At 73.3% G+C, this 18,261-nt stretch carries 15 protein-coding genes; 9 read left to right on the top strand and 6 right to left on the bottom strand.

The features are described from left to right. Nucleotides 1-51 precede the first annotated feature (51 nt). On the bottom strand, nt 52-738 hold the full coding sequence (locus ABZ801_RS37855) for a sigma-70 family RNA polymerase sigma factor (protein WP_360707777.1): 687 nt from the start codon (nt 736-738) through the stop codon (nt 52-54). A gap of 135 nt (nt 739-873) precedes the next feature. Here ABZ801_RS37855 and ABZ801_RS37850 point away from each other — a divergent pair, with 135 nt between their 5' ends. The 8 genes from ABZ801_RS37850 to ABZ801_RS37815 all read left to right on the top strand — a co-directional run bounded on the left by ABZ801_RS37850 (nt 874) and on the right by ABZ801_RS37815 (nt 9,337). Further along, nucleotides 874-2,211, top strand: coding sequence for an antibiotic biosynthesis monooxygenase (locus ABZ801_RS37850; RefSeq protein ID WP_360707774.1), 1,338 nt, complete (start codon nt 874-876; stop codon nt 2,209-2,211). 16 nt (nt 2,212-2,227) lie between these two features. Next, nucleotides 2,228-2,479 carry a glutaredoxin family protein gene (locus ABZ801_RS37845; RefSeq protein WP_344950224.1) on the top strand — a complete coding sequence of 84 codons (252 nt, stop codon included), beginning with the start codon at nt 2,228-2,230 and terminating at the stop codon, nt 2,477-2,479. Nucleotides 2,480-2,700: 221 nt separating this feature from the next. Further along, nucleotides 2,701-3,441: a redox-sensing transcriptional repressor Rex gene (locus tag ABZ801_RS37840; protein WP_344950221.1), complete on the top strand. Its 741-nt coding sequence runs from the start codon at nt 2,701-2,703 to the stop codon at nt 3,439-3,441. A 34-nt stretch (nt 3,442-3,475) separates the two neighbouring features. Next, on the top strand, nt 3,476-4,795 hold the full coding sequence (locus ABZ801_RS37835) for a glutamyl-tRNA reductase (RefSeq protein ID WP_360707770.1): 1,320 nt from the start codon (nt 3,476-3,478) through the stop codon (nt 4,793-4,795). Next, nucleotides 4,792-5,718, top strand: coding sequence for a hydroxymethylbilane synthase (gene hemC, locus ABZ801_RS37830; protein ID WP_360707767.1), 927 nt, complete (start codon nt 4,792-4,794; stop codon nt 5,716-5,718). Before ABZ801_RS37835 ends, hemC begins: the two co-directional genes overlap by 4 nt. Before the next feature lie 163 nt (nt 5,719-5,881). After that, nucleotides 5,882-7,402 carry a bifunctional uroporphyrinogen-III C-methyltransferase/uroporphyrinogen-III synthase gene (locus tag ABZ801_RS37825; protein ID WP_360707834.1) on the top strand — a complete coding sequence of 507 codons (1,521 nt, stop codon included), beginning with the start codon at nt 5,882-5,884 and terminating at the stop codon, nt 7,400-7,402. A 64-nt stretch (nt 7,403-7,466) separates the two neighbouring features. Beyond that, nucleotides 7,467-8,456 (top strand): porphobilinogen synthase, encoded by a 990-nt coding sequence (gene hemB / locus ABZ801_RS37820; RefSeq protein WP_344950214.1) that lies wholly within the window; start codon nt 7,467-7,469, stop codon nt 8,454-8,456. A 197-nt stretch (nt 8,457-8,653) separates the two neighbouring features. Further along, nucleotides 8,654-9,337 carry a bifunctional DNA primase/polymerase gene (locus tag ABZ801_RS37815; protein WP_360707763.1) on the top strand — a complete coding sequence of 228 codons (684 nt, stop codon included), beginning with the start codon at nt 8,654-8,656 and terminating at the stop codon, nt 9,335-9,337. A 55-nt stretch (nt 9,338-9,392) separates the two neighbouring features. Here the strand turns inward: ABZ801_RS37815 and ABZ801_RS37810 are convergent, their stop codons facing one another. Continuing rightward, nucleotides 9,393-11,138: a serine/threonine-protein kinase gene (locus ABZ801_RS37810; RefSeq protein WP_360707761.1), complete on the bottom strand. Its 1,746-nt coding sequence runs from the start codon at nt 11,136-11,138 to the stop codon at nt 9,393-9,395. Between the two features lie 147 nt (nt 11,139-11,285). On the opposite strand from ABZ801_RS37810, the gene hemL reads away from it, so the two are divergent. Further along, nucleotides 11,286-12,581 (top strand): glutamate-1-semialdehyde 2,1-aminomutase, encoded by a 1,296-nt coding sequence (gene hemL, locus ABZ801_RS37805; RefSeq protein WP_360707758.1) that lies wholly within the window; start codon nt 11,286-11,288, stop codon nt 12,579-12,581. Here the strand turns inward: hemL and ABZ801_RS37800 are convergent. From ABZ801_RS37800 to ABZ801_RS37785, 4 genes are all read right to left on the bottom strand, one after another. Continuing rightward, complete coding sequence (locus ABZ801_RS37800) at nt 12,529-13,455, bottom strand: dihydrodipicolinate synthase family protein (RefSeq protein WP_360707755.1); 927 nt, start codon at nt 13,453-13,455, stop codon at nt 12,529-12,531. The two genes, hemL and ABZ801_RS37800, sit on opposite strands and share 53 nt — an antisense overlap. A 131-nt stretch (nt 13,456-13,586) precedes the next feature. Further along, entirely contained in the window at nt 13,587-14,042 is a 456-nt protein-coding gene (locus ABZ801_RS37795; RefSeq protein WP_360707752.1) for a hypothetical protein, read from the bottom strand. Nucleotides 14,043-14,131: 89 nt separating this feature from the next. Next, nucleotides 14,132-16,396 (bottom strand): hypothetical protein, encoded by a 2,265-nt coding sequence (locus ABZ801_RS37790; RefSeq protein WP_360707749.1) that lies wholly within the window; start codon nt 16,394-16,396, stop codon nt 14,132-14,134. Nucleotides 16,397-16,400: 4 nt separating this feature from the next. Then, the gene (locus ABZ801_RS37785) at nt 16,401-18,194 is read right to left on the bottom strand and encodes an HSP90 family protein (RefSeq protein ID WP_360707747.1); all 1,794 of its coding nucleotides are present in this window, start codon (nt 18,192-18,194) and stop codon (nt 16,401-16,403) included. Between the last annotated feature and the right edge of the window lie 67 nt (nt 18,195-18,261).

Genomic DNA, 18,261 nt, shown 5'->3' with positions numbered 1-18,261 from the left:
CGTTCTTACCTCCAGAATTGGGACAGTCCTCACTTGTGCCGCGGCGTGCGGTCAGGCGCGCAGGTCGTCCGGGAGCATCCGGGCCAGGGAGCGCACCGCCCGATGCTGGAGCGCCTTGATCGCGCCGGGCTTCTTGCCCATGACCAGGGCGGTCTCGGCCACCGACAGCCCGTGCAGGAACCGCAGCACCACGCACTCCTGCTGCTCGGAGCCGAGCCGCCGCACCGCCTCCAGCAGGGTGCGGTTGGTCATCGACTCCAGCACGGCGCGTTCGGGACCCTCCTGTGGCAGGTCCGGCTCCAGCAGCTCGGCGGTGCAGATCTCCAGCCGGTAGCGGCTGGACTTGAAGTGGTCGGCGACCAGGTTGCGGGCGATGGTGACCAGCCAGGCCCCGAAGTCCCTGCCCTGCCAGGTGAAGTCGGCCATCCGGCGCATCGCGCGCAGGAACGTCTCGCTGGTGAGGTCCTCGGCGAGCGGGTGCGCGCCGACCCGGTAGTAGACGTAGCGGTAGACCAGCCCGACGTAGTGGTCGTAGAGGGCGCCGAACGCCTCGACGTCGCCGTCGCGGGCCCGCAGCACGAGCGCCTTCATGGCGTCGGCGTAGGCCGAGGCGTCGCCGTGGCCGAAGGCACCGCGCGCACGGGGTCCGTCCTCGCGCCGGGCCGCGCCGGTGCGCCGGGACAGCCGGGGGATCGACGGGATCGCTGCCACTCGGGCATCGAGGGTCAAGCTGCTCATGCAGTTCTCCTCGGGGCGTACGCGACCTCCGGCGTGAAAAGCCACTGTAGAGAGCGAGCAGTACGACAGGCAATGGTGCGCCCGGCCCGGGAGCGGTTACCCTTCATCGCTCCGCATCGGGCACCATGGGGCGCGATGGTCGATGCTCTTCTCGCGCTGCCGGCGACCCTGGGTGCCTTAGTGGCCACCGGGTTGCTGATCTCGCGCGCCTCCAAGGACCGGTCGCTGTACCTGATCGCGTGGTCGGTGACCATGGTCGGGCTGAGCCTGGCGCTGGCGGCCATGGCGATCGGCTTCCTGTTCGGCTGGGCCGGTCCGCTGTTCCGGGTGAGCGAGCTCGGCGCGGCGCTGCTGGCGCCGGTCTGGCTGGCGCTGGGCATGATCGAGCTGATCGCCCGCTACGTCCAGGTGCGGTTCGCGGCCTGGCTGTTCGCGGTGTCGTACTCGGTGGTGGCCACCGTCATCCTGCTGGTCGACCCGCTGCGCGGTTCGTTCGGCAAGTCGCTGCCCAAGCCCGGCGACACCTACGACGCGATCCCGCTGCTGCTGGTGGACGGCGCGCACGTGGTGGCGGTCGTCGCGCTGGTGGCGTGCGCCGCGTTCACCGCCGTCCTGGCGAGCAAGCAGGACCGCGAGGCGGGCGAGCTGCTGATCCCGATCGCGCTGCTGGCCCTGGCCGGGGTGCTGATCGTCAGCGGCAGCCGCGGGTTCCTGCCCGCCCCGCTGGCCATCCTCGCCCTCGGCGCCGCCGCCGGGCTGGTGTGGTACGGCGCGACGCGCACCATCCCGGTCTACGCCGACGAGGCCTACGACGGCGAGGAGCCCGCCACCGGCTACGACGACGAGGGCTACGACGACCAGGGGTACGACGAGCGCGGCCGCGGCGACCGCGGCTACGCCGACGCCCCCGACCGCGGCTACGCCGACCAGGCGTACGGCGCGGCGGCGGCCGAGCAGGCCCCGGCCGCGGCACCGCCCGCCGCCAAGCGCGGTGACCTGCGCTTCCCCGAGCAGCAGGTCGAGGAGCCCCGCTTCGCCGAGCCGCCCTCCCCGTCTTCCACCGTGGACGACGCGGTGGCCGCCGCCGCGGCGGCGGGGGCCGGAGCCGGCAGGACGTCGGCGGCGTGCGGCCAGATCACCGTCTACACGCTGCTGGACGGGCGCGAGGAGGCGTTCGACCGGCTGGCCGACGAGCTGGTGCAGGCGGCCATCGCGGCCGAGCCGGACACCGTGATCTTCGCCTGCCACGAGGTGGTGGGCGCCCCCACCCAGCGCATCTTCTACCAGCTGTTCCGCGACGAGGCGGCGTTCGCGGCGCACCGCGGCCAGGCGCACCTGCGGCGCTTCATGGCCGAGTCGCGCACCCACGTGCTGGCGACCAACGTGATCGAGATGCGGCTCGGCAGCGCCAAGCTGCCGCCGCTGCCCCAGCCCAGGCCGCCGTCCGCGCACGGCGTGCCCGACTTCCCCTGACCCCGCACCAAGGCCCATGGACATCGTGATCACTCTGCTCGGCAAGCCGGGCTGCCATCTGTGCGACGACGCCCGCGCGGTGATCGAGCGGGTCGCCGCCGACACCGGGGTGCGCTGGGAGGAGCGCGACATCACCCGGTCGGAGGAGGACACCCGCCTCTACTGGGAGCAGATCCCGGTGACGTTGATCAACGGGGTGCAGCACGATTTCTGGCGGGTGGACGAGAACCGGCTGCGCGCGGCGATCGCGGAATTGCGCGGCCGCTGACGGCGTTGTTCTGTGCCCGAACCGGATGTCCGATCGGTCACAGCGTTTCGTCCGGCCTCATGAGGAACGCCCCACGTTAAAGGCGTTTACGGCACTTCGGGGCGAGGTGGCGTAGAACGCTCCGCCGGGGGGCGACTTCGTGCATGTATTCACAAAGGCTTAACCTGGGGGCAGGGGCCAGCGGGCCCCGCCCGCAGAGTCGAGCCCCCGAAGAGCAGGCCGTGACACCACGACAGACTCGCAACCGCGACCGCGCCGACCGCGGCATCCCAGAGGCCACCGTGGCACGCCTGCCGGTTTACCTGCGGGCCCTGCACGCCCTGCAGGACCGCGGAGTGGCCACCGTCTCGTCCGAGGAGCTGGCGGCGGCGGCGGGGGTGAACTCCGCCAAGCTGCGCAAGGACCTGTCGCATCTGGGGTCGTACGGCACCCGCGGGGTGGGCTACGAGGTGGAGTACCTCGTCTACCAGATCTCCCGTGAGCTGGGCCTCACCCAGGACTGGGTCGTGGCCATCATAGGGGTGGGTAACCTGGGGCGTGCGCTGGCCGGTTATGGCGGGTTCGCCTCCCGCGGGTTCCGCGTGGCGGGTCTGCTGGACGCCGACGAGGCCATCGTCGGGCAGGAGATCGCCGGGATGACCGTGGAGCACATCGACCGGCTGGAGGACGTGATCGCCGACCGCGGCGTGTCCATCGCCGTGATCGCCACGCCGGCGGCCGCCGCCCAGGGCGTCTGCGACCGGGTGGTCGCGGCCGGGGTGACCAGCGTCCTCAACTTCGCTCCGGTGGTGCTGTCGGTGCCCGACAGGGTCGACGTGCGCAAGGTCGACCTCTCGATCGAGTTGCAGATCCTGGCATTCCACGAGCAGCGCAAGGCCGGTGGGCCGGGCGACTATGAACCGGTGGGCGACGGCGATCGACCGTCGGGGACTGCCCAGTACGTAGAGGCGGTTGAGCTATGACAGTGGCGAGGGTCCGCGAGAGGGTGGGGTGCCGATGAGCGTGCTGGTGGTCGGGCTGAGTCACCGCAGCGCGCCGGTTCCGCTGCTGGAGCGCGTGTCGGTGTCCGGCGACTCCCTGGTCAAGCTGCTGCACGAGACGGGCGACTCGCCGCACGTGGCCGAGGCCGTGATCGTGTCGACCTGCAACCGGGTCGAGGTCTACGCCGTGGTCGACAAGTTCCACGGCGGGGTGTCGCGGATCTCCGAGCTGCTGTCGCTGCACTCGGGGGTGCCGCTGGACGATCTGTCGCGGCACCTGTACGTCCACTACGAGGACCGGGCGATCCAGCACGTGTTCTCGGTGGCGTGCGGCCTGGAGTCCATGGTCGTGGGCGAGGGGCAGATCCTCGGGCAGCTGCGCAAGGCGTTCCGGCTCGCCCAGGACGAGGGCACCATCGGCCGCACCCTGCACGACGTGCTGCAGCGGGCGCTGCGCGTGGGCAAGCGCGCGCACCACGAGACGGGCATCGACAAGGCGGGCGCGTCGCTGGTCAGCGTGGGCCTGGAGGTCGCGGCCGCGCACCTGGGGCCGCTGGACGCCGTCCGCGCCCTGGTCGTCGGGGCCGGTTCGATGAGCGGCCTGGCCGTGGCGACGCTGGCCCGGGCCGGGGCCCGGGAGATCATCGTGGCCAACCGCACCTACGAGCGGGCCGTGCGGCTGGCCGAGTCGGCGCCGGTGCCCGCGCGGGCGGTGGAGCTGTCCCGGCTGGAGGAGGCGCTGGCCGAGGCGGACCTGGTCGTGTCCTGCACCGGCGCCACCGGACTGGTGCTGACCGCCGACCAGCTTCAGGGCGTCGCCGGCGACGGACGGCGCCGGTTCTTCCTGGACCTGGCGCTCCCGCACGACATCGACCCGGCCGCCGTGCGGGCGCTGCCCGGCGCGGCCCTGGCCGGGCTGGACGACCTGCGCACCGCGCAAGAGGCCGCCGACGCGATCGGGCCGGAGGCGGTCGAGGCGGTGCGCCGGATCGTGGCCGACGAGGTGGCCGCCTTCCTCGGCGCCGCCCGTGCCGCCGCCGTGGCGCCCACCGTGGTGGCGCTGCGCAGCAAGGCCGCCGAGGTGGTCGAGGCCGAGCTGGCCCGGCTCAGCGGCCGCCTGCCGGACCTGGACGAACGCGACCGCCGCGAGATCGCCCACACCGTGCGCCGGGTCGTGGACAAGCTGCTGCACGCCCCGACCGTGCGGGTCAAGGAGCTGGCCTCGGCGCCGGGCGGGGACGCCTACGCCGACGCGCTCAGCCGTCTGTTCGACCTCGACCCCAAGGCGCCGGAGGCGGTCACGCGCGCCGACATCACCGAAGGAACCGAGCCGTGAACGAGCGAGCGCCGCTGCGCCTGGGAACACGCCGCAGCCTGATGGCCATGAGCCAGTCCGGGCTCGTCGCCGACGCGTTGTCCCAGCGTACGGGGCATGCGGTGGAGCTGGTGGGGGTAACCACCGAGGGTGATGTGTCCAGGGCGCTGCTCGCGCAGATCGGCGGTACCGGGGTGTTCGTCAACGCCCTGCGCGACCGGCTGCTGTCCGGCGAGGTGGACTTCGCGGTGCACTCGCTGAAGGACCTGCCGACCACGCCGCCGGAGGGGATCGCGCTGGCGGCCACGCCGCGGCGCGACGACCCCCGCGACGCGCTGTGCGGTCCCGCCAAGCTGGCCGACCTGCCGCGCGGCGCGCGGATCGGCACCGGCTCGCCGCGCCGGGTGGCGCAGCTGCGGGCGCTGCGCCCCGACCTGGAGATCGTCCCGATCCGCGGCAATGCCGACACCCGGCTGCGGAAGGTGAGTTCCGGGGAACTGGACGCGGTGGTGCTCGCCTACGCCGGGCTGCGGCGGATCGGCCGCCTGGACGAGGTGGCCGAGGTGTTCGAGCCCGACCAGATGCTGCCCGCGCCCGGGCAGGGCGCGCTGGCCCTGGAGTGCCGGGCCGACCGGGCGGATCTGCGCGAGCTGCTGGCGGCGGTCGACGACCCGGCGACGCGGACGGCGGTCACGGCCGAACGCACGGTGCTGGCCGTGCTGGAAGCGGGATGTTCGGCACCTGTGGGAGCATACGCTGCCGAAGTAGAACAAAAGCTGCATCTGACCGCCTCCGTCGTGGCGCACGACGGCAGCCGCCAGATCCGGCTGTCCGCAAGCGGCTCCCCTGAGCGGGCCGAGGAGCTGGGGCGCGAGCTCGCCGCCCGGCTGCTCGACCGGGGAGCCGACCAGGTGATGGGGGAACGCGACATTGAACCCCGATGAGCAGACCGCGGTCACCGCGACCGTCCCGGCCGGCGCCGACCCGGCCGGGAAGACCGACGCGGCCGGCCGGGCCGACGACAGGGCCGACGAGCGGGCCGACGACAGGGCCGACGAGCGGGCCGACGACAGGACGGCCGGCCCCGGCCGCGTCGCCCTGGTCGGCATGGGCCCGGGCGACCCGGGCCTGCTGACGCTGCGTGCCGTCGCCGCGCTGGAGCGCGCCGACCTGGTCGTCGTCAACCGGGCGTACTGCCCGGCGGAGATCCTTTCGCACTGCCGCCCGGACGTGGAGATCGCCGACACCGCCGAGGCCGACCCCGTCGAGGCCGCGGTGCGCGGCGCCCGCGAGGGCGCGTACGTGGTCCGGCTGTTCCACGGCGACCCCGGGCTGGGCTGCGGCCTGGCCGCCGAGGGCGACGCGCTGGCCAGGGCCGGCGTCGCGTTCGAGATCGTCCCCGGGGTGTCGGCCGTGACCGGCGTGCCCGGCTACGCGGGCATCCCGCTGACCGACCCCGAGCACCGCGAGGTGCGGATCGTCGACGCCTCCGCCGGCGGCGTGGACTGGGAGCGGTTCGCCGCCCCGGACGTCACGCTCGTGATCATCGGCGCCGAGGGCGCCGTGGGCGAGGTCGCCAAGGGGCTGATGGCGGTCGGCCGTCCCGACGCCACGCCCGCCGCGATGACCAGCCTGGGCACCACCACCGAGCAGGAGACCGTGGTGTCCACCCTGCAGCGGCTGGCCGCCGACACCAAGGGCATGGAGTCCCCCGCGATGATCATCGTGGGGGACGTGGTGCGCCGCCGCGACACCCTGTCGTGGTTCGAGACCAAGCCGCTGTTCGGCTGGCGGGTGCTGGTGCCGCGCACCAAGGAACAGGCCGCCTCGCTGTCGGAGCAGCTGCGCGAGTACGGCGCGGTGCCCGAGGAGGTCCCCACGATCTCGGTGGAGCCGCCGCGTACCCCGCAGCAGATGGAACGGGCCGTCAAGGGCCTGGTCACCGGCCGCTACGAGTGGGTGGTGTTCACGTCCACGAACGCCGTGCGGGCCATCCGCGAGAAGTTCGCCGCCTACGGGCTGGACGCGCGCGCGTTCGCCGGGCTCAAGGTCGCCGCCGTCGGCGAGCAGACCGCCAGGGCCCTGGTGGAGTTCGGCGTGCAGCCCGACCTGGTGCCGTCCGGGCAGCAGTCCAGCGAGGGCCTGGTCAAGGTGTGGCCGCCGTACGACGAGGACCTGGACCCGATCAACCGGGTGCTGCTGCCGCGCGCCGACATCGCCACCGACACGCTGATCGCCGGGCTGACCGAGCTGGGCTGGGAGTGCGAGGACGTCACCGCCTACCGCACCGTGCGGGCCGCGCCGCCGCCCGCCCCGATCCGCGAGGCGATCAAGGGCGGCGGTTTCGACGCGGTGCTGTTCACCTCCTCGTCCACGGTGAAGAACCTGATCGGCATCGCGGGCAAGCCGCACAACGTCACGGTGATCGCCTGCATCGGCCCGCAGACCGCCCGCACCGCCGAGGAGTACGGGCTGCGCGTGGACGTGATGGCGCCCAGACCGTCGGTCTCGGCCCTGGCCGAGGCGCTGGCCGAGTACGGTGCCAATCGCAGGGCGGCCCAGATCGAGTCGGGCGCGCCGCTGCGCAAGCCGAGCCAGATGCGCCGGGGTGCGCGCCGCCGCAGGTAGCCGCCCCGGTCCACAGATCGAGCCCGGGCCGCCGGGCGCCGTCCCCGCGGCCCTGGAGGAGAAGATGTCCGCACAGTTCCCCGTCGCCAGGCCCCGGCGGCTGCGCCGCACGCCCGCGCTGCGCCGCATGGTCGCCGAGCACCGGCTCGCTCCGGCGGACCTGGTGCTGCCGATGTTCGTCAAGGAGGGCGTGACCGAGCCGCAGCCGGTGCCGTCCATGCCCGGCGTCGTCCAGCACACCCGCGACAGCCTGCGCAAGGCCGCGCACGAGGCGGCCGAGGCCGGGGTCGGCGGGCTGATCCTGTTCGGCGTGCCCGCGGTCAAGGACGGGACCGGCTCGGCCGCCGACGACCCCGCCGGGATCGTCCAGCTGGCGCTGCGCGACCTGGCCTCCGACCTCGGCGACGCCATGGTCGTCATGACCGACCTGTGCCTGGACGAGTACACCGACCACGGGCACTGCGGCCTGCTCACCCCCCGCGGTGAGATCGACAACGACGCCACCCTGGAGCGGTACGCCTCCATCGCGGTGGCGCAGGCCGACGCCGGGGCGGCGGTGGTGGCGCCGTCCGGCATGATGGACGGCCAGGTCGGCGCGATCCGCTCGGCACTGGACGCCGCGGGCTACCGGGACGTGGCGATCCTGGCGTACTCGGCCAAGTACTCCTCGGCGTACTACGGCCCGTTCCGCGACGCCGCCGAGTGCGCGCCCCAGTTCGGCGACCGCTCGTCCCACCAGCAGGACCCGGCCAACGCCGACGAGGCGCTGCGCGAGGTGCTGCTGGACCTGGACGAGGGCGCCGACATGGTGATGGTCAAGCCCGCCGGTCCGTACCTGGACATCGTGCGCCGCGTCCGCGACGAGGTGCGCGTGCCGGTGGCCGCCTACCAGGTCAGCGGCGAGTACGCGATGATCGAGGCGGCCGCGGAGAAGGGCTGGCTGGACCGCGAGCGCACCATCGACGAGTCGCTGACCTCGATCCGCCGGGCCGGCGCCGACATCATCCTCACCTACTGGGCGACCGAGGTGGCCCGCCGCCTGCGCGGCCTCTGACCCCCACCGTGCGCTGGGCCCCAGAGCCCCCGGGACGCGGGCGCTTTGGGCCCGCGCCCTTGGGCCCGCCTGCCCGCCTGGTTAGGCCTGCCTAGTCAATTGGGGTCGTTTGCGGGGGGTTGCTGTCTCCGCCTTTCGGCGTGAACGGCATCATCGATAACAACGACCCGTGTACGGCGTTGGGTGAGGGGGGCATCATGCTGGCGGTCTCCGGGGGGAAACGGCAGGGCGGCAAGGCCGGTAAACGGCAGGGGGGCAAACGCCAGCGCGGACGCGAGCGCGACATGGCGGCGGCGGCCCGCGACTACGCGGGGCTGGGTTGGCCGTGCAGCCCGGGCGCACATCCGAGCGCCGTAGGTGACCGGGCCTGTTCGTGCGACCGCATCGGGTGTCCCGACCCGGCGGCGCACCCGGTGGCGGCGACGTGGGCGATGCAGGCCAGCGTCGACCCCGAGGTGCTGAACCGCTGGTGGAGCGAACGTCCCGACGCCAACATCATCCTGCCGACCGGCCGCGTCTTCGACGTGTTCGACGTGCCCGCAGCCGCCGGGGTGATGGCCCTGGCGCGCATCGCCCGGGAGGGCCTGCCGGTCGGCCCCGTGGCGGCGATGGGCGACGACCGGTACCTGTTCTTCGTGGCCACCCGTGGCGCGCCCGTGGACGAGGACGAGTGGTGGTCGTGCCATCTGGACTGCTTCCCCGAGACGGTGACCGAGACGCCCGGCATGCGCTGGCACTGCCGCGACAGCTACGTGGTGGCGCCGCCCTCGGTGCTCCCGTACGGGCGTGAGGTGACCTGGGTGCGCCCGCCGGACGGTTCCCCGCTGCCCGACCCCCTGCGGCTGCTGGAGGTCCTCTCCGACAGCTGTGAGGCCGTCTGAGACCTGCGCGACCCCTGGGGCCCGTGCGCGGGACCCCAGGGGCGAGACCGCAGGGTCAGCCCGCGCCCCGAGGGGCGGGGATCGAGACCTTCTGGCCCCACCGCGAGTAGCTGGTGTGCAGCAACTGGGAGCGGGGCTTGGCGCCGGAGCCCGCCGCCCTCACCCGTATCTGCAGGGGACGCATCGCGCTGTCGAACTGCACCACGAACGTCACCTGCTGGGCGCCGGTCGCCCTGGCCACCTCCGCGTACAGGGGGCCCAGCCCGGAGGCCTGCGCCAGACGCGCCAGCGGAACCGCACCCTGGTAGGTCGACGCGCCCGTCTTGCGCAGGGACGTGCTCGTCCGCAGCAGGGTCGTCACGTTCGACACCGAACTGCTCCACCGCACGTGCGACACCAGGTTGACGTAGCCGCGCGTGCGCGGATTGGCCCCGGCGGGACGCCACGTGTTGCGCGAGCGCAGGTACGTGGTGTCGGCCACCAGCCGTGCCTGGGCGGGGCGCCGCACGTCCGCGCCCTGCCCCGACACCGACATCTGGTACGAGGGCGAGGCCGCGGCGGCCACCGCGAACGACCCCTGCGCCTTGATCGCGGCGCCGCCCGTGCGCCGGTAGCTGAACGCGCCGCTCGGGGTGCGTGCCACGGCCTGCTCGACCTGGGCGGCCAGCGCCGCCGCGGCCGCGGGGTTCACCGGCCCCGGACCGGCGGGCAGGGCCGGGCTCGGCGTGCCGGACGTCGCGGGGGAGGGCGGCGGCTGGACCGTCTTCTTGTCGTCGTCACCGCCGCCGCCGAGCGTGAGCGCCGCGGCGCCTCCCGCGCCGCCGACGACCACCACGCCCGCGACCAGCAGGGCCACCAGCCGTCCGCGCCCGCCGCTCTTGGCGGCCGGCGCCTTCGCCGGGGCGCGGCCCCCGCTGCGGGCCGGGGCCGGCTCGGGCAGGGCCTGCGTCTGCTTCACCAGCTCGGTGATGCGGCTGCGGCCCTGCGCCTCCCAGGCGGGCCCGTACGCGGCGACGGCGGCCTCCTCCACCGCGCCCAGGAAGTCGGCGGCCGACGCGGGCCGCTCCGAGGGCTTCTTGGCCAGGCCCGCCAGGATCAGGTCGCGCAGCGGCCCGGGCACCTCGTCGGCCGGGACCGGCGCCTCCCGGTGCGCCTTGGCCAGCGCCGACTGGCTGCGCCCGGAGAACGGCGGGTGCCCGGTCAGGCACTCGTAGAAGATCGCGGTGGCCGCGTAGATGTCGCTGGCCGGGCCGGCGGCCACGCCGTCCCACAGCTCGGGCGCGGCGTAGACCGGGCCGCTCTGCGCCTCGGTGCCGGGCGGGGCCAGCGCCAGGTCGACCAGGCGTCCGTTGCCGTCGCCGTCCACCAGCACGTTGGCCGGGCGCAGCGACCCGTGCACCAGGTCCTTGGCGTGCGCCGCGGCCAGGCCGACCAGCACGCCGCCCAGCATGGACAGCGCGGCCAGCGGCCCGGTGGGGCCCTGGGCGTCCACCACCCGGCGCAGGCTGACGCCGTCCACCCACTCCATGACGATCGCGGCCCCACCGTGCGGCGCCTCCACGAAGTCGTAGAAGTCCACCAGGTTGGGGTCCTCGATCTGGGCGAGCCGGCGGGCCGCGAGCCGGAACCGCGACAGGAACGCCTCGTCCCCGTCCAGTCTCCGGTCGAGGTACTTGATGGCGACCTTGGTCTGGGTCACGTCGTCCACCGCCAGCACCACCCGGCCCGAGGCACCACTGCCCAGCTCTCGCACGTGGGTGAAGCCCGGGACCGTCCAGCCGTCAACCACTTGGCGCGCCATCCCTTTCGAATAGGTCCGCTTACGGCCGGTGCCGGTGACATCCGCGACGCCGTCCGTCCGCTCCGGCACCGCGTACTTGGTGGAATATCGGCAGCAAACGGGCCGGGTCAAGCCGAGTCGCCAAACTGCAACTGAGAGACTGTACCGGTGACCGACATCCAATACTCCCAAGGGCTGTTCGACCGTGCGAACCGGGTGATTCCGGGCGGAGTGAACTCCCCGGTGCGGGCCTTCGGCGCGGTGGGCGGGACCCCCCGTTTCATGACCGCCGGGCGCGGCCCGTACCTCACCGACGCCGACGGCACCGAGTACGTGGACCTGGTCTGCTCGTGGGGGCCGCTGATCCTCGGCCACGCGCATCCGGCCGTGGTGGAGGCGGTGCGGGAGGCGGCCGCGCGCGGCACCTCCTACGGCGCGCCCACGCCCGCCGAGGTGGAGCTGGCCGAGGAGATCGTCGCCCGCGCGCCCGTCGACAAGGTGCGGCTGGTCAACTCCGGCACCGAGGCGACGATGTCGGCGATCCGGCTGGCCCGGGGCTTCACCGGACGCTCCAAGGTGGTCAAGTTCGCCGGGTGCTACCACGGGCACGTGGACGCGCTGCTGGCCGCTGCGGGCTCGGGCGTCGCCACGTTCGGGCTCCCCGACACGCCCGGGGTGACCGGCGCCGCCACGGCCGACACGATCGTGCTGCCGTACAACGACATCGCCGCCGTGGAGGAGGCGTTCGGCGAGCACGGCCACGAGATCGCCTGCGTGATCACCGAGGCGGTGCCGTGCAACATGGGCGTGGTGCCGCCCCTGGAGGGCTTCAACGCGCTGCTGAAGTCGCTGTGCGAGCGCAGCGGGGCGCTGCTGATCATCGACGAGGTGCTGACCGGCTTCCGGGCGTCCCGCTCCGGCTGGTACGGCGTCGAGGGCGTGGCCGGCGACCTGATGACGTTCGGCAAGGTCATGGGCGGCGGCCTGCCCGCCGCCGCGTTCGGCGGCCGCGCCGAGATCATGGACCGGCTCGCGCCCGCCGGCCCCGTCTACCAGGCGGGCACCCTGTCGGGGAACCCGCTCGCCACCGCCGCCGGGCTGGCCACGCTGCGCGGCGCCACCGACGAGGTGTACGCGGCGATCGACCGGGCCGCCTCCATCGTGTCGACCGCCGCGTCCGAGGCGCTGGCCAAGGAGGGCGTCCCGCACCGGCTGCAGACGGCGGGCAACCTCTTCTCGATCTTCTTCGCGGACGAGGCCGTCGGCGACTTCGCCGCCGCCCAGCGCCAGGACGCCAAGGCCTACGCGGCGTTCTTCCACGCCGCCCTGGAACGCGGCGTCTACCTGCCGCCCTCGTCGTACGAGGTGTGGTTCCTGTCGGCCGCCCACGACGACCAGGCGCTGGAGCGGATCACCGACGCCCTGCCGCACGCCGCGGCCGCGGCCGCCGCGGCCGCCCGCTGATCTCCTCCACCGCCTCCAGGCACGCCCGCGCCCGCGACACCGTTCCGGGCGCGGGCGCGTGCAGCGGCGCCCGCACATGGGGGTGCTCGATCACGCCCGTCTCCGCCAGCACCGCCTTGAGCACGCTCGGGGACGGCTCGCTGAACAACGCGTCCACCAAGGGCAGCAGCGCGTCGTGCAACTCGGTGTTCCTGCCGCACCCCGGGGTGAGGTCTCCCGCCAGCGCGACGTAGGCGTCGGGCACCAGGCACGCGGACGCGGTGACGGCTCCCGCCGCGCCCAGCAGCATCATCGGGTGGACGTAGGCGTCGTCCCCGCACAGCACGGCCTTCCCCGTCCGCGCCGCGAGCAGCCGCAGCGTGTCGTGCCCGATGGCCCCCGGGCAGTGCTTGACGCCCGCGACGCACTCCAGATCCAGCAGGCGGAGCAGCGAGTCGAACTCAAGCCGCTTACCCGTCCGGTACGGGATGTCGTAGGCGATCAACGGCACGTCGACGGCCTTGCCCACCGCCGCGAAGTGGTCGATCACCCCTTCGTCGGTCGGCCGCAGGTAGTACGGGACCACCACCAGCAGCGCGTCGGCCATGGCCGCCCGCTCCCGCGCCTGCGCGATCGACTCCTCGGTGCCCATGGTCCCCGCGCCCACGGTCAGGATCGCTCCGTACTCGATCGTGACCGCCCGGCACACCTCCAGCACCTGGCGCCGCTCACCCTCGTCCAGCAGCCCGCCCTCGCCCGTGGTGGCGAGCGCGACCAGCCCTTCGGCGCCCGCGTCCAGGCAACGCCGCGCCAGCCGCTCCAGCGACCCGGCGTCCACCCGCCCGGCCGCCGTGAACGGCGTCACCACAGGCACATGCAGCCCACACAACGTCATGCCGTCGATCGTCCTCGCGGCCGCTCTTGAGGACAATCGAGAATCCGTCGACCCCACCGTTTAGCGCTCCTACAGCGGCCTTCTTCACGAGGCGCTCACCGCCCGCCGCGGCCTCGCCGGACGAGACAGGGTCAACGGGCTCTTGACCACGTGGGGTGGCAGGGGGTGGACGTGCCGATTACTGCGAAGGCGTGGAGGGAGGGGCCCGTGGTCCACAGGGTCCAGTAGAGGTCCACGCCGGAGCGCAGGTCGTAGAGGGCGAGGCGCCAGCGGGTCTCGCTGGTCAGGAAGCCTTCCGGGTCGCCGTGGAGGGCGTCGGGCGTCAGCGGGGTCCACTGCGCGCACAGCCAGGCGACGGCGCTTTCGGGGGTGTGCTCGACGGCGCGCATCATCCTGGCGGGCTTGCCGAGCCAGCCCCTGACCGCGGTGGGCGGCAGGGACGAGGACGGGTCCTGCCGCTGTGCCTCGTCGTCCCACTCCTCGCCGGTGCCGCGCCAGGTGTAGCAGTGCCAGTGCAGGCCCAGCTCCCGCCACCTGGTCGGCGTGGTGGAAAGGAGCGCCTCGTAGTCGAAGGGCTTGGTGGTCATCGCCCCCGCTCCCATGCGCGACATCGGCCGGGGGGCTGTGTTCTCGCAGGATAACCGTGCTTTCGGGCGGGGCGGTGAGCCGCCCGTGCTCAGGGGTGGCCGAAGCGCGCGACCAGCGTCCGGGTGGCGGTGGTGCCCATCAGCTCGTCCCATCGGGTGACGAAGAGATCGCCTTCGAAGCGGGTGGACGCGGCGAACCTCGCGTAGCTCCAGCCGTCCTCGGCCTCACAGCACTCGTCGGCGGGGCGCGTCCAGATCTCGTCGCGGCCGTCCGCCACGATGCGGTCGCTCAGCCGGGCCGCCGCCCCGTAGGCCCGTACGCGGTCGATGGGGCAGTCGTGGTCGGCCCGCCAGGCGTGGAAGTAGCCGAGGTGGCGCTGGATCAGCTCCCGCCCGTGGTCGAGTTCGCCGGTCCGGGCGCAGAACTCCAGGTGCGCCGCCAGTTCGGGTGCCCCTTGGGCCGTCCGGTAGGTGCGTTCGTGGACCTCACGCGCCCGGTCGAGCCGGCCGGCGCGCAGGTAGGGCAGCAGGAGGTAGTCCTCCCTGTCCTCCGCGCCGGGTGGGGCGTCGGCCAGGAGGGGAGCCATGGAATCGACCGCCTCGTCGTCGCACCCGAGGTCGAGCCACCAGAGCGTGCGGCGCAGGATGTTCGGCCGGGTGGTGAAGGCGTCGCTGGGAGGCAGGTCGGCGAACGCGGCCCACGCGGCCCTGGCCCCCTCCAGGTCGCCGCGTCGCACCTGCAGTTCGACGGCGAACCAGCGCAGGTGGTGCAGGTCGTCGGTGCCGGGGCGGCAGTGCGGCTCCAGCGTGCGCAGGAGCCCGCGGATCTGCGCCGCGTGCACGGTCGGGTGGGTCAGGACGCTGTCCAGGGTGAAGGGCACCGCACGCCAGATCCGGTCCAGGCGGTCGGCGCCGAGCAGCGACGGGCGCGCGTCATGTGACCGGACGAGCTCGGCGAGGGTGGCGAACAGCTGGTGGCGCCAGTGAGAGGTCTCCGCGTGGAGTTCCGGCGACATCAGCTCGTCCAGAAGCGCGAGGCGGATGTCCGTTTCGTCTCCGGCGGGGGCGGCCCGCAGGAGCCGCTGGAGCCGGATGAACCGGGTCCAGGTGTCCAGCGTGGCGGCCTCGTCCAGGGCGCGGGCCGGATCCGTGTCGGAGGGGAGGCCAGCGGCGGGTGGCGTCTCGTGGTGACGGGGCGCGGCGGTGCCGGGCGGCAGGGCCAGGCTCTCCATGATCGGCTCGGCGTGCATGATCGCGGAGACCTGCTCGCTCATGAAGGTCGACTCGTCCATCTCGTCCAGTTCGAGGGAGAAGTCCACCACCGCCCAGCGCAGCCGCGCGCCCAGATCCGCGTAGGACATGACCGCGCCGTGGTGGCATCGCGATTCGTCGCACTCGCAGGACCGGAACCACTGCCGGTCGAGATCCTTCTCCATGACGCGGCGGCACAGGAGCACGGCGGCCGCCGCCGTCCACAGCCACTCGACGCCGCCGGTGCGCGTGAAGAAGCGGTCGACGTTGCGGTCCAGTACGTCGAGCCCGCGTTCCTCGTTGCCGGTGAGCGCGCAGAACTGGAGATGCGCGCCGAGCTCCTCCAGTCTCATGCGGTGCCGGGTGTAGGTGGACTGGTGCGCCGCCACCGCCTCGTCGAGGCGGCCGGCGCGCAGGTACGGCAGGAGCAGCGCGTCGGAACGGTTCCGGCCGTTCCGCACCTCGATCTGTCCGGCGAGCACGGGGGCCATCACCTCGACGGCCCTGTCGTCACGGCCGAGTCGCTGCCACATGAAGGCATCGCCGCCGATCTTGCCGTCCAGGTGGAAGTGCTCTTCCGGCTCGCCTTGGGCGCGCAGTTCCCGCCACAGCCGTTCCACCGCGTCGAGGTCCCCCCGGCGCGCTTCGACCTTCATCCGGTACTGGTCGATGGCGTAGCGCGTCGATCGCCGGGTCGGCGGGCAGTACCGTTCCAGCTCGTCCAGGAAGCGGTGGATCCGCCGTGCCGGTTCGGGGAAGAGACGGACGTAGCAGTCGCAGACGTTGAAGAACTGGTTCCACATGGCCTCGACCAGGCCCGGACGGAAGCGGTGCGGTGCGGCGTGCCAGTCCAGCAGGCAGCGTCGCAGCACGGGCAGGATCACGCGGAAGACTTCCTGGGCCTCCCTGTCCGAGCGCAGCGTCGCCCACGTGAAACCCAGCCTGGCGTGCATGAGCAGGTCGGGATCGCCGAGGGCCTCGGCGTGGGGGAGGATGTCGCGCATCGCCTCCACGTAGACCTCGCCGCCGGGGCCGCCGTCCTCGGAGTCCAGTTTTCCGGCGGCTTCCAGCCTGGCCTCGATCTCGTTCCGGTCGAGCAGCATCGTGTCACCGTCCCGGGTGGATGGCGTGCTCGACCAGGCCGAGGAACGCGCGGTTGACGCCCGCCACGTCGTCGGGACGCAGCGGCCGGTTGCCCGCCAGCATCGCGTACCCGTACAGGGCCTCGACCGACAGCTCGACGACCCGGGTGTCCACGGTGCTGGTCAGGCGTGCGACGAGCGGGTTGCGGTAGTTGAACACGAGCAGGGGCCGGGCCTGCTCGTCCTGTTCGGGGGCGTCCGCTTCGATGAGTTCGGCCCAGACGCCGTCCGCCTCCTCGCGGGCGGCGCGCATGTCGGCGGCGAGCCGGGCGTCCGAGCCCTCCAGGTACAGCACCGGCAGCGAAGCGGGAGAGAAGGAACGCAGCACCGGTTCGCAGTCCCGGGACGCCAGGGCCGCGCGGGCGACGGCGAGGAAGTCCCGCGTGGCGAACTCGGCGGCGGCGTCCAGGGCGGCGAACCGGGTGGCCAGGTCGTCCGGGTCCAGCCGCCGCACGACGAGATCCGGGTCGAGCCGGGGGAGCCGCCGCAGGATGTCGGCGTGGTAGGTGTAGGCGCCGTTGACCAGTCCCATGCCCTGAGCGGCCGCGATGCCCGCCAGCTGCCGGAACTCCTGCATGCTCGGCGTGTAGTGGATGGTCCGGTGACGCCGGCGGAACTCGCCGAGGGGCACCGATCCCTCGCTGGTCTCGAACTCCACCCACTCGTCCACGATCCGCAGCATCTCGGTGTCGTGGAGGGCCAGCGCCATCACGCCCCGGTAGTGGGCGCCCAGGAAGGCCGACAGCCGCTCGGGCGAGGTCGCCGCGAGACGCACCAGCCAGGCGCGCAGCTGTGCGCCGAGCGCCTCCTGCGTGGCGGCCAGCAGGTCGTCCTCGAACAGCTGCTCCCGGCTCGCGGTGGGGCGCAGCTCGTCGGTGTTGATCACGCAGCGGACGAAGAACGCCCAGTCGGGCATGATCGCGTCGACCCGGTCGCCGAGGAGCATCCGCTTGAGGTAGACGCGGTGCCGGGCCCGCTCGCCGGGGTCGGTCGCGTGCGGCAGCACGAACGCCGCGCCGGTCAGGCCCGCCTCGGGGACCGCCAGGTCGATCACGTCGAACGGCGCCGTGCCGATGAGCCGTTCGCCGTACCGCAGCAGGGCGTCCCGGCGGGCGTCCGGACTCGGATGGTCCGCCTGCCACGGCGGCGTGCCGTCGGTGACCGGTTCGTCGCCGACCCGCACGTCGTAGGGCAGCAGCGCGCCGTAGTGCCGCACCAGCTCGGTGACGGTGGAGGCGCCGAGCCAGTGCTCGAAGTCGCGGCGCGCCCGCAGGACGACGGTGGTGCCCGGCTCCTCCCGCGCCGGCCCGCGCTCCACCGTGTAGTGGCCGTCGGCGTGCCCGCGCCACACGACCGTCTCCGCGTCCCCGCTGCGCGTGATCACCTCGATCTCGTCGGCCACGAGGAAGCACGACAGCAGGCCGATGCCGAACTGCCCCAGGAAGTCGTGCCGGGCGAATCCGAGCGGATCGCGCTTGGCGGAGTTCCCGATCGTGGCGAGCAGCTCGTGGACCTGCGGCTCGGTGAGGCCGATGCCGGTGTCGTGGATCCGCAGCGATCCGTCGCCGGTCGTCTCACGCGGCTCGATGCGGACGACCGCCGGTGCCGCCGCGTCGGCACGCCGGCGCGCGGTGATCGCGTCGACGGAGTTCTGCAGCAGTTCCCGCACGTAGACGCGAGGGCTGCTGTAGAGATGGCGGCTGAGCAGATCGACGACTCCGCGCAGATCCACGTTGAAGTTGTGCTGCACGGGGGGCACTCGCGTTCACCGCCCTTTCCTGTTCGGCAAGGCCGCCATGGTGACCGCGCGGCGCCGGGCCGCCGCG

Source organism: Actinomadura sp. NPDC047616, assembly GCF_040642915.1.
GTDB classification, from domain to species: Bacteria; Actinomycetota; Actinomycetes; order Streptosporangiales; family Streptosporangiaceae; genus Spirillospora; species Spirillospora miaoliensis.
This window is presented reverse-complemented; position numbering and strand designations above follow the sequence as displayed.

Coding starts and splice junctions, on each gene's coding strand:
- ABZ801_RS37855 (WP_360707777.1), bottom strand. CDS start 738: ATGAGCAGCTTGACCCTCGATGCCCGAGTGGCAGCGATCCCGTCGATC.
- ABZ801_RS37850 (WP_360707774.1), top strand. CDS start 874: ATGGTCGATGCTCTTCTCGCGCTGCCGGCGACCCTGGGTGCCTTAGTG.
- ABZ801_RS37845 (WP_344950224.1), top strand. CDS start 2,228: ATGGACATCGTGATCACTCTGCTCGGCAAGCCGGGCTGCCATCTGTGC.
- ABZ801_RS37835 (WP_360707770.1), top strand. CDS start 3,476: ATGAGCGTGCTGGTGGTCGGGCTGAGTCACCGCAGCGCGCCGGTTCCG.
- ABZ801_RS37825 (WP_360707834.1), top strand. CDS start 5,882: ATGGGCCCGGGCGACCCGGGCCTGCTGACGCTGCGTGCCGTCGCCGCG.
- hemB (WP_344950214.1), top strand. CDS start 7,467: ATGTCCGCACAGTTCCCCGTCGCCAGGCCCCGGCGGCTGCGCCGCACG.
- ABZ801_RS37815 (WP_360707763.1), top strand. CDS start 8,654: ATGCTGGCGGTCTCCGGGGGGAAACGGCAGGGCGGCAAGGCCGGTAAA.
- ABZ801_RS37810 (WP_360707761.1), bottom strand. CDS start 11,138: ATGGCGCGCCAAGTGGTTGACGGCTGGACGGTCCCGGGCTTCACCCAC.
- ABZ801_RS37800 (WP_360707755.1), bottom strand. CDS start 13,455: ATGACGTTGTGTGGGCTGCATGTGCCTGTGGTGACGCCGTTCACGGCG.
- ABZ801_RS37795 (WP_360707752.1), bottom strand. CDS start 14,042: ATGACCACCAAGCCCTTCGACTACGAGGCGCTCCTTTCCACCACGCCG.
- ABZ801_RS37790 (WP_360707749.1), bottom strand. CDS start 16,396: ATGCTGCTCGACCGGAACGAGATCGAGGCCAGGCTGGAAGCCGCCGGA.